The sequence below is a fragment of the Sphingopyxis sp. KK2 genome (assembly GCF_001990265.1).
GTDB lineage: Bacteria > Pseudomonadota > Alphaproteobacteria > Sphingomonadales > Sphingomonadaceae > Sphingopyxis.
This window is the reverse complement of the sequence record NZ_LYVN01000001.1, coordinates 46,251-59,651: the sequence shown is the minus strand read 5'-3', so window position 1 is coordinate 59,651 and position 13,401 is coordinate 46,251. Positions and strand designations below refer to the sequence as shown.

The window sequence follows — 13,401 nt, the reverse complement described above, 5'->3', positions numbered from 1 at the left end:
TGACAATCAAATGTCGTGCGCCTTCATGACGTCATACGCTGCCAGTGCCCGTGCCCGCGCCTCGCGATGCCCGATGATCTTCGCCGGATAATCGCGCGGCCGCACCCCATGGTCATCGGGGTCATGGACAAGATGTGCGCGAAGATCGGCCAATTCCGGCACCCACTCGCGAATATAGCCCGCCGCGTCGAACTTTTCCGACTGCGTCAGCGGCGCCATGATCCGGGGGAACATGTTGGAGTCGACGCCGGTGCCGGCAGTCCATTGCCAGTTTACGCTGTTGTTGCCGTAATCGGCATCGACCAGCGTGTCCCAGAACCATTGTTCGCCGCGGCGCCAGTCGATGAGCAGATGCTTGATGAGGAAGCTGGCGGCGATCATGCGGACGCGGTTGTGCATCCAGCCGGTCGTCCAAAGCTGCCGCATCCCGGCATCGACGATCGGATAGCCGGTGCGCCCCTGCTGCCAGGCCTTGAGGTCGGCATCGGCAGCTTTTCCAGTGCGCCAGGGAAAATCGTCGAAGGCCTCGCGGGCGTTGCGACCGCCATAGTCCGGGAACTGCAAGATCACATTCTGCGCATAATCGCGCCAGCCGACCTCGGAGAGGAAGACATCGACCGAACCGCCCGCATCGGCAAGCCGGTGCCAGACATAGGCCGGGGACACCTCGCCGAAGTGGAGATGCGGCGAGAGGCGCGAGCTCCCCTCCTCCGAAGGCAGATTGCGGCGGCGGTCGTAATCGGCGGCTTCGTCGATGAAATCGGCGACGCGCGCACGCGCGCCCTCCTCGCCCGGCGTCCATTCTCTTGCAAAGCCCGTTGCCCAATCGGGCTCGGTCGGCAGGAGCTCCCAGTCGGCGAGTTCGTCCGACGCCGGCCACTTCGGCGGCGCCGCGATGTCGCGCGGTCGGTTTGCCGGCGGCGGGGGCGGCATGCGCTCCTTGAGCGCGCGCCAGAAGGGGGTGTAGATCTTGTAGAGGCCGCCGGTGCCTGTGGTCACCGAACCTGGGGGTGCGAGATAATTGCCGTCGTGGCAGATCAGGTCGAGATGCTTGGCCACCGCGCGTTCGGCGTTGCGCCACCAGGGCTCGTAATGGCGCAGGCAATGGACCTGACCTGCCCCACTTTCCTCGGCGATTTGAGCAAGTTGTTCGTCGCTCTTGCCGCGGCGCAAAATCAGGCGTGAGCCTTTTTCGCGCAGTGCCGCATCGAGGCTGGCAAGGCTGCGGTGAAGCCACCAGCGCGACGCACCGCCCATTTTGCGATGCTTGGGCGTCTCGTCGTCGAGGATGTAGACGGGGATCACCGGCCCCGCCGACGCGGCAGCGAGCAGCGCCGCCTGGTCCGAGAGGCGGAGGTCGCGGCGAAACCAGACGATCGAGGGAGCGGTCAGGGCTTGGGTTCCGGTTGAGGGTCTACGACAACCTCAAACTGCCCGCGGCTCAGCGGGTTCCCGAAACGCTGGTCCGAGAGGATCAGGCGGCCCTTGGCGTCGAATTTCGCGACGGGCATGCGTGACCAGAAGAGGAAGGCCTGCGCGACCGCGCTGGTCGCCACCATCGGCGCGACGCGTGGGTCGTCCATGCCGGTCGAGGTGCCGCTGATGTCGACATCGCCGCCCGAGCCGAGATCGAAGCTGGCGCTGCCGTAAAGGTCGCCGCTGCGCCAAAAGACGTCGCGTTTCCAGAACATCAGCGGCGGCGGGCTCGCGACGACCAAAGCGCCCGGTCGCCCTGCCCCCTTCAAAACCGCCGAAATCTCGCGCTCGGCGGTGCCGGTGATCGCACCGTTGAACAGGATATAGGCGCAGACCCCGGTGAAACCGACCCACGCGGGGCGCGTCCAGCCGGCGACCTTGGCGCGCTCGCGGCGTAGCGACAGCCACACCGACAGACCGAGCGCGATCCATATCCACAGGTCGATGATGAAGATGCTGTCGCCATAGAACCAGCGATGGCTGAAGGGTTCGAGCAGACGGATGCCGTAGTTGTTGAGCCAGTCGAGCGCGGGGTGGCTGAGGCACCCGATATAGGCGAGCGCGAGCAGCCAGCCCCTATGGATCGGCAGGCGGTTTGCGGGTCGCCTGCCGCGCTTGGTCTGCCAGTTGTCGAACGCGATCATCGCGGCCCAGAGCAGGATCGGCAGCAGGACAAGCGCGATCGGGCCGTGGGTGATGCCGCGGCGCATCGACAGCGAAAGCTGGCCGTAAACGGTGCAGGCGGCGTCGATATCGGGAATATTCGCCGCGATCACCAGCGTGGGCATCGCGAGCCCGGTCTTCTTCTTGAGCCCCATCTGGCCGAGCACGGCGCCGACGAGGCTGTGAGTCAGGTTGTCCATTTTAGAGTGATCTCACACGAAGGCACAAAGGCACAAACAGTTCTATCGAGAGGGCCGATAATAGTCGTTGGCGACGCGTTTTACGCCATCGCGGAATGTTTCCTGGCCGAAGTTGATGAGTAACCCCAAGGGCAATTTCATAAGGCGTAGATAGGTCAACACCTGCTTGCCATGCACCGGCGCCATCCGCTCGACGGATTTGAGTTCGATGACCAGCCGATTCTCAACGAGAAGGTCGATCCGAAAGGCGTTATCGATCGTTACGCCCTTATATTCGATCGGCACAGGAACTTGCTTTGCGACTTGCAATCCGGCGTCGCGCAAGGCCTCGGCCATCAGAATCTCATAAACGCCTTCGAGCAGGCCCGGCCCAAGATCTTTGTGCAGATGGAATCCGCAATCGATGGCAGTGCGCGCAACGATCTCGATGTCCATTGCCACATTCTTGGTGCCTTTGTGCCTTTGTGTGAGTTAAATTAAAGCTCCGGGCCGCCCTCGGTTACCGTCCAGGTCTGGCCCTTTTTGAGCAGGCCTTGCAGGTCGGCGGTCTTGCCTTCGGATGCCGCCTTGTTCTGACGCCAGACGTCGGCCTCGAAGGTCGGGCGCGGGTCGTCGTAGAGGACGCCGAGCGCCATCGGGAATTCGCCGAAGCGCATTTCGACGAGCATGTGCGCGACGCTGCGGTTGGTGACGTCGTGGACGATCACCCCCGCCGACTGCCAGTCGCCATCGACGACGTCGACGACCTTGAGGTGCAGTTCTTCGCTATCGAGCGCGATGCCCTTGGTGCCTTTCGCAAACAGCATCGGTTCGCCGTTCTCGAGCCAGAGCTGGCGGTCCTCGGCGCCCTTCGGGGCGGCGAAATCCTCGAACACATCCTTGTTGTACACGATGCAGTTCTGGAAAATCTCGATGAACGCCGCGCCCTTGTGGGCGTGCGCCGCCTTGAGCACTTCGGGCAGCTTCTTCGACACGTCGAAACCGCGCGCAACGAAGCGCGCGCCGGCGCCGAGCGCGAAGGCCGCGGGCTGTGCGGGGCGATCGACCGAGCCATAGGGCGTCGAGGGGCTCGAGGTTCCGACACGGCTCGTCGGCGAGTACTGGCCCTTGGTGAGGCCATAAATCTCGTTGTTGAACAGCATGATCTGGCAATCGAGATTGCGGCGGATCAGGTGCATCGTGTGGTTGCCGCCGATCGACAGGCCGTCGCCGTCGCCGGTGACGATCCAGATGTCGAGCCCCGGATTGGCGAGCTTCAGCCCGGTCGCGAAGGCCGGCGCGCGGCCGTGGATCGTGTGGAAGCCATAGGTTTCCATATAATAGGGAAAGCGCGAAGAGCAGCCGATGCCGCTGATGAACACGGTGTTTTCAGGCGCCGTGCCGATTTCGGGCATCGTGCGCTGCACCGCCTTCAGGATCGCATAGTCGCCGCAGCCGGGGCACCAGCGGACTTCCTGATCGGTTTCCCAATCCTTGAGCGTCGTCGTCGGCTTGGCGATGGTGGTCATCTCGTTCACTTGAGTGCCTCCTCGATGGCGGCTTCGATTTCGGCGATGGTGAAGGGCTGGCCCGACACCTTGTTCACGGGCTTCGCATCGACCAGATATTGGTCGCGCAGCACGGTCTTGAGCTGGCCGGTGTTCATTTCGGGCACGATCACCTTGTCATAGCTCTTGAGCAATTCGCCGAGATTGGCGGGCAGCGGCCAGATATGGCGGATGTGGACATGGCTGACGTCCTTGCCCTCGGCGCGCTTGCGGCGCACCGCCTGGTGGATCGGACCGAAGGTCGAGCCCCAGCCGACGACCGCGAGCTTGCCGCCCTCTGCGCCCAGTTCGACGACCTGACCGGGCACCTTGATGCCGTCGATCTTGTCCTTGCGGATGTCGGTCATCGCCTGATGGTTCGCCGGCGCATAGTTGATATGGCCGGTATCGACTTCCTTCTCGATCCCGCCGATGCGGTGGAGCAGGCCGGGCGTGCCGGGCTTGACCCACGGGCGCGCGAGCTTTTCGTCGCGGCCATAGGGCTTGAAACCGCCCTCGGGCACTTCGGTCAGGAACTCGACCGGGAAATCCTCATAGCTGGTGAGGTCGGGCACCGCCCAAGGTTCGGCCGCGTTGGCGATATAGCCGTCGGTGAGCAGCATCACCGGGGTCATATATTGCACCGCGATGCGCACCGCCTCGATCGCGCATTCGAACGCGTCGCCGGGCGAGCGCGCCGAGATGACGGGCATCGGGGCGTCGCCGTTGCGACCATAGACCGCCTGATAGAGGTCCGACTGCTCGGTCTTGGTCGGCAGGCCGGTCGAGGGGCCGCCGCGCTGCGAATTGACGATGACGAGCGGCAGTTCGGTCATGATCGCGAGGCCCATCGCCTCGCCTTTCAAGGCGATGCCGGGTCCCGACGAGCTGGTCACGCCGAGCGAGCCGCCATAGCTTGCGCCGATCGCCGAGCAGATGGCGGCAATCTCGTCCTCGGCCTGGAAGGTCGTGACGTCATATTCCTTGAGCCGCGACAGGTGATGCAAAATTGCCGAAGCAGGCGTGATCGGATAGCCGCCGAAGAACATCGGCAGCTTGGCAAGCTGCGCGCCCGCGACGAGCCCGAGCGCGATGCCTTCCGCGCCGGTCAGCGTGCGATAAAGCCCCGGCGCGACCGGCGCGGGATCGACATGATGCTGTTTGAGCGGCCCCGCGAGCTCGGCGGTCTCGCCATAGGCGTGGCCGGCGTTGAGCGCCGCGACGTTGGCGGCGGCGAGGTTCGGATCCTTGGCGAACTTGCCGTTGAGCCAGTCGATCAGTGGCTGGCGGTCGCGGTCGAACATCCAGAGCGAAAGCCCCAGCGTCCACATATTCTTGCAGCGCAACGCTTCCTTGTTGCCGAGGCCGAAGGGCTTGACCGCATCCATCGTGAGCTGGCTGATGTTGAGCTTCAAGAGCTGCCATTTGGCGAGGCTGCCGTCCTCGAGCGGGTTGGCGTCATATTTCGCCTTGGCGAGGTTGCGGTCGTTGAACTCGCCCTCGTCGGCGATGATCAGGCCGCCCTGCTTCAGCTGCGGGACATTGGTCTTGAGCGCCGCGGGGTTCATCGCGACGAGCACGTCGGGCGCGTCGCCCGCGGTCTCGATCGCCGAGGAACCGAAGTTGATCTGGAAGGCCGACACACCGAACAGTGTGCCCTGCGGCGCACGGATTTCGGCGGGGAAGTCGGGGAAGGTCGCGAAGTCGTTGCCCGCGAGCGCCGACGAGAGGGTGAACTGACCACCGGTCAGCTGCATCCCGTCGCCGCTATCGCCTGCAAATCGAACCACCACTGCGTCGGAAAGGGGGGACTGCCGCTCGCCGGGCTTGTCCTCTACCGCTGTCGCCATTTTTCTTGTCTGCCTTTGAATCTTGCGAACCTGTGACTTTGGCCTAGGCCCGTCGGCGGCAAGCCGCAATTCAGAAAAAATTGTGCGCTGCAAAGCGAATGCGCGCGTCCGCCCGTCCAATCAGTTGCCAATTGCCATTGAATTATCGGCGGCGATGCCGAATAGCTGCGCCGAACAACATAAGCGAGGGATGATCAGGATGACCGACGGCACGACCCATTTCACCCGCCCCGACGTGGCGGGCTTCCTTGCCTTTCTGAATGCGCAGGAAGGCCCGAAGATGGAAGAATTGCCGGCCGACGCCGCGCGCGAGATGTTCCGGGCGATGACGCAGATGGCCGACAGCCCGCGCGGCGAGATCGCGAAGGTGGAGGATCGCACGATCCCCGGCCCGGCCGGCGACATTCCGATCCGCCTTTACGACAGCCGCCCCGACCGCGACACCGGCCCGGTGCTGGTCTTCTATCATGGCGGCGGCTGGGTGATCGGCGACCTCGACACGCATGACGGCTGGTGCGCCGAGGCCGCGCGCCAGCTCGACATACCGGTGATCGCGGTCGACTACCGGCTCGCACCCGAACATCCCTTCCCCGCCGCGCCCGAGGATTGCGAGGCCGCAACGCGCTGGGTGGCCGACAATATCCCCTGCACCGGGCTGGTGCTCGCGGGCGAAAGCGCCGGCGGCAATCTGACCATCGCGACCGCGCTGACGCTGCGCGACCGGCCGGCGTCGAAGCCGGTGCTGGCGATCCACCCCATTTACCCTGCGGTGACGACGCACGACGACTGGCAAAGCTATCGCGATTTCGGCGAAGGCTATCTGCTGACGCAGGGCAGCATGACATGGTTCGGCAACAGCTATGCCGCCGATCCGGCCGATTATCGCGCATCGCCGCTCGATTTCCCGGCCGAAGGGCTGCCGCCGACGGTGCTGACCACCGCAGGGCTCGATCCACTGCGCGACCAGGGCCGCGCCTATGCCGTGAAGCTGGTCGAAGCGGGGGTGACGACGGTCTATCGCGAGGGCGCGGGCACGATCCACGGCTATATCAACCTATCGCAGGCGATCCCGAGCGCGAAGGATGACATTCGGGGCGCGCTGACCGTCTTGAAAGCGCTGGTCGCCGAAGCTACCGGCGCGGCATGATCGACCATAGCAAACTTCCCTATCGCCCCTGCGCCGGGGTGATGCTCGCGAACCGTGAGGGCCGTGTCTTCGTCGGCCAGCGGCTCGACACGTCGAGCGAGGCCTGGCAGATGCCGCAGGGCGGGATCGACCCCGGCGAGGATGCCGAAGAGGCGGCGATCCGCGAACTGGGCGAGGAAACCGGCGTCCATGGCGGGCTGGTCGAGATCATCGCGCGCAGCCGCGAGGAATATTTCTATGACCTGCCCGACCATCTGATCGGCAAGATGTGGGGCGGCAAATATCGCGGGCAGCGTCAGCACTGGTTCCTGATGCGCTTCATGGGCGAGGACAGCGACATCGATATCGCAACCAAACACCAGGAATTTCGCGCCTGGCGCTGGTCCGAGCTGAACGAGATCGAGAAGCTGATCGTGCCGTTCAAGCGCGCGCTTTATCGCGGGCTGGTCGAGGAATTCGGGCCCCTGGTCTGATCGCCGAGCGCGAGCGCGGTCCGGAAGACGTCGGCGAACATCGCGGGCGTGAGCCGACCGGTGTTCGTGTTGTAGCGCGAGCAATGATAGCTATCGACGAGATGGCGGTCATTTGGGAGCAGGTGGACGGCGCCATGCGCGAAAGGAAAGGCGGCGAGACGGCCGCTGGCGGCGCGCACCGCGGCGTCATGGGCGATCTTGCCGAGCGCGATCACCACGCGGACCTTGGGCAGCGCCGCCATCTGGGTATCGAAGAAGGGGCGGCAGGCGGCGATTTCCTGCGGGTTCGGCTTGTTCTGCGGCGGCAGGCATTTGACGCTGTTGACGATGATCGCACCGTCGAGCGTCAGCCCGTCGTCGACGCGCGCCTCATAAGCGCCGCGGCTCAGCCCGAATTGCGCCAGCGTCGCGAAGAGCAGGTCGCCGGCATAATCGCCGGTGAAGGGTCGCCCGGTGCGGTTGGCGCCATGCTTGCCCGGGGCGAGTCCGGCGAAGGCCAGCCAGGCATCGGGGTCGCCGAACGCATAGACCGGCGCGTTCCACCAGTCGGGATAGTCGGCCCGGCATTGTTCGCGAAAGGCGACGAGGCGCGGGCAGCGTGGGCAGTCGCGCGGCGGCTCGGTACCGGGCAAGGGGCTTACAATCTCCAAGCCACTGCGTTAGTCGCTCGGCCATGGCCCACGCAACGCCCCTGCCTCTTTATGCCATCGGCCTCGGCTCGAACCGGCGCCACGCCCGCTTCGGCGATCCGCGCGGCGTATTGATGGCGGCGCTCGCGGCGCTCGAAAGCGACGATATCGAACCCGTCGATGTCAGCCCGATCATCGCGAGCGAGCCGCTCGGCCCATCGCGGCGGCGCTATGCCAATGCCGTCGCGCTGGTCGCCTCTGCGCTGAGCCCGCCGGAGATGCTCGAACGGCTGCAGGCGATCGAGGCCGATTTCGGTCGCCGCACCGGCCAGCGCTGGAGCGCGCGGACGCTCGACCTCGACATATTGCTCTGGTCGGGCGGCGCGTGGAGCGACGCCGCGCTGACCATCCCGCACCCCGCGATGACCAGCCGCGCCTTCGTCCTCGGCCCGCTGCGCGCGGTCGCCCCCGACTGGCACCACCCGTTGCTCGGCCGCAGCGTCCGCCAGCTCGCCGCGAAACTGGTGCGGGCAAAGCCGGTTGACCGGGGCGCATCGGCGCACTAGGGCGGCGGCTCACTTCGCGGCGCCCCTATGCGGCACCGCGCTGGGGCCCTTAGCTCAGTCGGTAGAGCAACTGACTTTTAATCAGTAGGTCGCTGGTTCGAACCCAGCAGGGCTCACCATATTTCGACTTCCGGAAAATATCGCGCCGACTAACCTGCATCAATGCGGGCGGCGAAAACGCGCGATATCCAGTCCGGACGACCCAGGGGGGAGAGTCGTCTCCTTTCAGACAAACTGGCGGCCTTTCGGGGTCGCCTCTTTGTTTTTGCGCTCAGTTCGGAAACGCCGGCGCCTTGCTGACCATTGCCGGCAAAGCGCGGCCCATGACGCCGGTGAACCAGGTCGCGGCGTCAACGATGGCGGGCAGGTCCAGCCCGGTCGCCATGCCGCCGCGCTCGAGCATATAGACGACATCCTCGGTCGGGACATTGCCCGCGGCGCCCGGCGCGAAGGGGCAGCCGCCGAGGCCGCCGAGCGACGCGTCTATCGTCGTCGCGCCTTCGGCGACCGCCGCCCAGACATTGGCGAGGCCGGTGTTGCGGGTGTTGTGGAAATGGACGCGAACCGGGAGGCCGGCGACGGCTTCGCTTACGCGGCCAACCATTTCGCTGACCTGCGACGGGACGCCAACGCCGATCGTGTCGGCGAGCGCGATTTCGCGGGGAGACGCGTCGGCGGCGCGCTTTGCCATGTCGACGACGCGGTCGATCGCGACTTCTCCCTCGAACGGGCAGCCGAAGGCGGTGGCGATGGTGATCTGGCCGCTGCGACCCGCCGATTTCGCGAGCGCGACGATCTCCATCGCGGCGGCGAGCGATTCGTCCGAGGTCTGGCCCTGGTTGCGGATGCCGAAGCTGTCACTCGTCACGCACACCGCCCCGAGTTCGTCGATGCGGCCGGTCGCGATGGCGCGCTCGGCGCCGCGGCGGTTGAGGACGAGACCGATGTAGGTGACGTCGCCGCGGTGCGGAAGCAAAGCGACCAGTTCTTCCGCATCGGCGAGCTGCGGGACTTTCTTCGGGTTCACGAAGCTCGTCACCTCGATGCGGCGTGCACCATAGGCGATCGCGCGTTGGATCAGCCCGAGTTTGTCGGCCGTGGAGACGGCAAGCCCTTCATTTTGCAGGCCGTCGCGCGGGCCGACTTCGACGATTTCGATGGTCTTTTGGTTCACGATCTTGCCTATCTTCACGCACATCCGAGATTCGAGTTGATAATTGCATAGCATTCTAAGTATATCATGGCCACAGGGATGAGGATGTCGGGCCGCGCGCGGCCCCTTCCTAGGCCAGATAGACGCCCGAAGGGAATGATATGACGGAAGCGAACAGCGCGGGCGCGCTGGAGGGGTTGAAGGTCGTCGAGATGGGGCAGCTGATCGCCGGCCCCTTTTGCGGCCAGTTGCTCGGCGACATGGGCGCCGAGATCGTCAAGCTCGAGCCTCCCGGCGGCGGCGACCAGATGCGCAACTGGGGCCAGGGCGACAAGCCCAGCTGGTGGCGCGTCATCGCGCGCAACAAATATTCGGTCGCGGTCGACCTGCGCAGCGAAGAAGGCCAGCAGCTGGCGCGAGAGCTGATCGCCAAAGCCGATATCCTGATCGAGAATTTCCGTCCCGGCACGCTCGAGAAATGGAATCTCGATCCGAAGATATTGCGCAAGACCAACCCCGGGCTGATCGTCGTGCGCGTATCAGGCTACGGCCAGACCGGCCCCTATTCGTCGCGCGCCGGCTTTGGCGGCATCGGCGAGGCGATGGGCGGGTGGCGCGGCATCGTCGGCTACCCCGACCTGCCGCCCGCGCGCATGGGGGTGTCGATCGGCGACACGCTCGCCGCCACCTACGGCTGCATGGGCGCGCTCGCGGCGCTGCATCACCGCAGCAAGACCGGCGAGGGCCAGATCGTCGATTCGGCGCTGTATGAGGCAGTGCTGCAGGTGATGGAATCGACGGTGTCGGACTATTCGGCGAGCGGCACCAAGCGCCGCCGCACCGGATCGACGCTGCCCGCGATCGCGCCGTCGAACGTTTACCCGTGCAAGGACGGCGAATATCTGATCGGCGCGAACCAGGACGGCGTCTTCGCACGGCTCGCAGCGGCGATGGGGCGCCCCGAACTGGCGACCGACGAGCGCTATGCGACGCACCGCGCGCGCGGGGTGCGGCAGGAGGAACTCGACGCGCTGATCGGCGAATGGACCAGGACGCTGACGATCGACGAACTCGAGGCGAAGATGGTCGAGGCGGCGGTCCCCGCCGGCCGCGTCTTCGACGCCGAGGACATGATGGCCGACCCGCATTTCGCGGCGCGCGACGCGCTGGTCACGGTCCCCGACGCCGAGCTGGGCGAAATCCGCATGCAGGGCATCTTCCCGAAACTGTCGGACACGCCGGGCACCGTCCGCCGCCCCGCCCCGCTGGTGGTCGGGCAGGACAGCGACGAGGTGCTGAAACGCTGGCTCGGCCGGGAGGGCTAGGCCGATGATCACCCTCTATGGCGGCCCGACCCCCAATGCGCGCAAGATCGCGATCGCACTGCTCGAAATGGGGTTGGAGTGGCGGCTGGAATATATCGACATCCTCGCGGGCGACCAGCTGACCCCCGAGTTCCTCGCGCTCAACCCGAACAACAAGACCCCGGTGATCGTCGACGAGCACGGCCCGGAAGGCGAGCGCTTCGTCTTGTGGGAGACCGGCGCGATCCTGCTCTATCTCGCCGAAAAGACCGGCCGCTTTGTGCCCACCGACCCGGTGGGCCGCGCAACCTGCTGGCAATGGCTGATGTTCCAGGTGTCGGGGGTCGGCCCGATGTTCGGGCAGGAGGCGCATTTCACCCATTATGCCAAGGACCGGCACGATTATGCGATCGAGCGCTATTCGCGCGAGGTCGACCGGCTGATGATGGTGCTCGACAAGCGGCTGGGCGAAGCGGCGTGGCTTGCCGGCGACGATTATACGATCGCCGACATGGCCACCCTGCCCTATCTGCGGCGCCAGCTGATCGACAAAGCGGGGCGCTTTCCGAACGTTGACCGCTGGGGCGCCGCGATGCTCGAACGGCCTTCGGTCGCCGAAGGCATGACCGTCGGCGTCGCGCGCGCCGAAACGATCGAGGGCGGGCTGACGGGCTTCACCGACGAGCATCGGGCGATCCTGTGGGGCGATCGGCAGCATGTGAAGCGCTAAAGCCGTGCCCCCCAACAAGTTTTGGGGGCCACGGCGCCGGCTGGACTTGGCAGCATATCCCGTGCCGCGAATCAGGGGATTCGCGAAAAGGGGAGCCTCATGTTCGATGCATTGGAAACTGCAGGCGGATTGACGAAACGACAGGAGAAGCGGCTGATAGCGCTTGCCCGCGCCTGCACGGCGATGCCGTGGAGCGAAGATGACGATCGACTGCGCTCGCTAAAACTGGTGCAACGCTCGGGATGGCCGCTGTCGGCACGCTTCGCCGAAATAAACGCTTGGGGCTGGACCGTCGCGTTGCATGTAACGGTCGAAGGCTAGCTCCGTCTTACGGCACCCCGGTTGGCGTCGCCGAACATGTTCGACCATTCCTTCTCGTCGAGTTTCTGGTGGCGACCGACATATTTGGCGGGGGCCTTGAGGTCTTCGCGCGTCATCGCGCGGGCGACCGCAGGCCGCTCGCGGATGCGTTCGAACCAGCCGTGCATCGCGGGCCAGTCGTCGAGGCCCATGCCCATGACAAAGGCCGACGCGCGGCCGGGCCAGATCGCCATGTCGGCGATGCTATAGTCGTCGCCCGCGACATAGGGGCTTTTCTCGAGCCGCTTTTCGAGCACGGTGAGCAGGCGGTTAAGCTCGCTGGTGTAGCGCTCGATCGCATATTCCTGCCCCGGCGGAGCATAGCGCAGGAAATGGCTCGCCTGCCCGCCCATCGGCCCGAGGCCGGCGACCTGCCATGCCAGCCACGACAGCGTCGCAGCGCGCGCCGCGCCCGAGGGGGCGAGGAAGCGCCCGCTCTTTTCGGCAAGATATTGGAGGATCGCGCCCGATTCGAAGACGGTGACCGGATCGCCGCCTCCCGCCGGCGCCTGGTCGACGATCGCGGGGAGCCGGTGGTTGGGGTTGATCCGGCCGAATTCGGCGGTGAGCTGGTCGCCGTTGAAGATGTCATAGGGGATGACGCGATAGTCGGCACCAATCTCCTCGAGCATGATCGCGATCTTCTGTCCGTTCGGGGTCGCCGAATAATGAAGGTCGATCATCACAGCACCTCGTATATCTGGTGACGAACGCCGAAATCGGTGCGGGTGCCGACACCGACCGCGAGCAGGCCGTTGAGCCAATCATATTTCGGGCTCGCAGTTTCGAAAACGGGGGCGATTCGCAGATAATAACGCGACGGGTCGACGGGCGGTGCGGCGGGGTCGGCGAACAGCGCGCGGACATCGTCGGGGACGACACTGCGCCCGCTGTAGCTCAGCTGGATGAGCGCGCCGTCATCGGCCTGCCACACCGCACGGGCATCGAAAGTGCCGACCGCGGCGCCCGATGCGAGGCGGCCGCCGCGCGACCAATTGCCGCCGCCGGGGAGGACGATACCGTTGATTCGGGGTCCGAAAAAGCGCCCGCCACTGATATATCCGATGCGCTGGTCGCCGAATGGCGAGGCGCCGATGCCGAAGATTCCACCCCCGACTTCGAATTCGACGGTGCATAAAAAGCGGCTCGAAAGGCCGTTCGGACCGTCGGCTGAAAAATCCTGCTCCATAGTGCCACTCCTTCTGCTGAGGCTCTGGACAAGCATAAGACCATTAGTATACTAAGGGTCAATCAGATTGACGGATCGGGCCGCAAAAACGCGCGCCCGTCAACTGTCGGCATAATCACTCAAGGGAGGGTGCGC

At 65.3% G+C, this 13,401-nt stretch carries 15 protein-coding genes and 1 tRNA gene; 7 read left to right on the top strand and 9 right to left on the bottom strand.

Going from position 1 to position 13,401, the window contains the following annotated elements; translation table 11 throughout:
• Positions 1-6: 6 nt before the first annotated feature.
• The 5 genes from B1A78_RS00300 to B1A78_RS00280 are packed head-to-tail and all read right to left on the bottom strand — an operon-like array spanning position 7 to position 5,715.
• Positions 7-1,392, bottom strand: a complete 1,386-nt coding sequence (locus B1A78_RS00300; RefSeq protein WP_077145037.1) for a deoxyribodipyrimidine photo-lyase — start codon at positions 1,390-1,392, stop codon at positions 7-9.
• Positions 1,389-2,339 carry a metal-dependent hydrolase gene (locus B1A78_RS00295; RefSeq protein ID WP_077145036.1) on the bottom strand — a complete coding sequence of 317 codons (951 nt, stop codon included), beginning with the start codon at positions 2,337-2,339 and terminating at the stop codon, positions 1,389-1,391. The genes B1A78_RS00300 and B1A78_RS00295 overlap by 4 nt, the downstream gene beginning before the upstream one ends.
• Positions 2,340-2,381: 42 nt before the next feature.
• Positions 2,382-2,774, bottom strand: a complete 393-nt coding sequence (locus B1A78_RS00290; RefSeq protein ID WP_077145035.1) for a GxxExxY protein — start codon at positions 2,772-2,774, stop codon at positions 2,382-2,384.
• 41 nt (positions 2,775-2,815) lie between these two features.
• Positions 2,816-3,856, bottom strand: a complete 1,041-nt coding sequence (locus tag B1A78_RS00285; protein WP_077145034.1) for a 2-oxoacid:ferredoxin oxidoreductase subunit beta — start codon at positions 3,854-3,856, stop codon at positions 2,816-2,818.
• Entirely contained in the window at positions 3,853-5,715 is a 1,863-nt protein-coding gene (locus B1A78_RS00280) for a 2-oxoacid:acceptor oxidoreductase subunit alpha (RefSeq protein WP_077145033.1), read from the bottom strand. The genes B1A78_RS00285 and B1A78_RS00280 overlap by 4 nt, the downstream gene beginning before the upstream one ends.
• Positions 5,716-5,914: 199 nt before the next feature.
• Here B1A78_RS00280 and B1A78_RS00275 point away from each other — a divergent pair, with 199 nt between their 5' ends.
• Both B1A78_RS00275 and B1A78_RS00270 read left to right on the top strand, forming a co-directional pair.
• Positions 5,915-6,862 (top strand): alpha/beta hydrolase, encoded by a 948-nt coding sequence (locus B1A78_RS00275; RefSeq protein WP_077145066.1) that lies wholly within the window; start codon positions 5,915-5,917, stop codon positions 6,860-6,862.
• A complete protein-coding gene (locus tag B1A78_RS00270; RefSeq protein WP_077145032.1) occupies positions 6,859-7,335 on the top strand; it encodes an RNA pyrophosphohydrolase in 477 nt (158 codons plus the stop codon). The genes B1A78_RS00275 and B1A78_RS00270 overlap by 4 nt, the downstream gene beginning before the upstream one ends.
• Here the strand turns inward: B1A78_RS00270 and B1A78_RS00265 are convergent.
• Positions 7,296-7,985 (bottom strand): uracil-DNA glycosylase, encoded by a 690-nt coding sequence (locus B1A78_RS00265; protein WP_077145031.1) that lies wholly within the window; start codon positions 7,983-7,985, stop codon positions 7,296-7,298. The two genes, B1A78_RS00270 and B1A78_RS00265, sit on opposite strands and share 40 nt — an antisense overlap.
• A gap of 23 nt (positions 7,986-8,008) precedes the next feature.
• Between B1A78_RS00265 and folK the strand changes: the two genes are divergently transcribed.
• Both folK and B1A78_RS00255 read left to right on the top strand, forming a co-directional pair.
• Entirely contained in the window at positions 8,009-8,530 is a 522-nt protein-coding gene (gene folK / locus B1A78_RS00260; RefSeq protein ID WP_077145030.1) for a 2-amino-4-hydroxy-6-hydroxymethyldihydropteridine diphosphokinase, read from the top strand.
• Positions 8,531-8,573: 43 nt separating this feature from the next.
• Positions 8,574-8,649, top strand: a tRNA-Lys gene (locus tag B1A78_RS00255).
• A gap of 152 nt (positions 8,650-8,801) precedes the next feature.
• Here B1A78_RS00255 and B1A78_RS00250 read toward each other — a convergent pair.
• Positions 8,802-9,704 carry a hydroxymethylglutaryl-CoA lyase gene (locus B1A78_RS00250; RefSeq protein ID WP_372236858.1) on the bottom strand — a complete coding sequence of 301 codons (903 nt, stop codon included), beginning with the start codon at positions 9,702-9,704 and terminating at the stop codon, positions 8,802-8,804.
• A gap of 140 nt (positions 9,705-9,844) precedes the next feature.
• Here B1A78_RS00250 and B1A78_RS00245 point away from each other — a divergent pair, with 140 nt between their 5' ends.
• The 3 genes from B1A78_RS00245 (at position 9,845) to B1A78_RS22150 (ending at position 12,038) form a co-directional block, all read left to right on the top strand.
• The gene (locus tag B1A78_RS00245) at positions 9,845-11,008 is read left to right on the top strand and encodes a CaiB/BaiF CoA-transferase family protein (RefSeq protein WP_077145028.1); all 1,164 of its coding nucleotides are present in this window, start codon (positions 9,845-9,847) and stop codon (positions 11,006-11,008) included.
• Positions 11,009-11,012: 4 nt separating this feature from the next.
• A complete protein-coding gene (locus tag B1A78_RS00240; protein ID WP_077145027.1) occupies positions 11,013-11,717 on the top strand; it encodes a glutathione S-transferase family protein in 705 nt (234 codons plus the stop codon).
• 99 nt (positions 11,718-11,816) lie between these two features.
• Positions 11,817-12,038: a hypothetical protein gene (locus tag B1A78_RS22150; protein WP_144037614.1), complete on the top strand. Its 222-nt coding sequence runs from the start codon at positions 11,817-11,819 to the stop codon at positions 12,036-12,038.
• On the opposite strand, the gene B1A78_RS00235 is transcribed toward B1A78_RS22150, so the two are convergent.
• Entirely contained in the window at positions 12,035-12,760 is a 726-nt protein-coding gene (locus B1A78_RS00235; protein WP_077145026.1) for a glutathione binding-like protein, read from the bottom strand. The genes B1A78_RS22150 and B1A78_RS00235 overlap by 4 nt on opposite strands.
• Positions 12,760-13,266: a DUF3237 domain-containing protein gene (locus B1A78_RS00230; RefSeq protein WP_077145025.1), complete on the bottom strand. Its 507-nt coding sequence runs from the start codon at positions 13,264-13,266 to the stop codon at positions 12,760-12,762. The genes B1A78_RS00235 and B1A78_RS00230 overlap by 1 nt, the downstream gene beginning before the upstream one ends.
• Positions 13,267-13,401 lie beyond the last annotated feature (135 nt).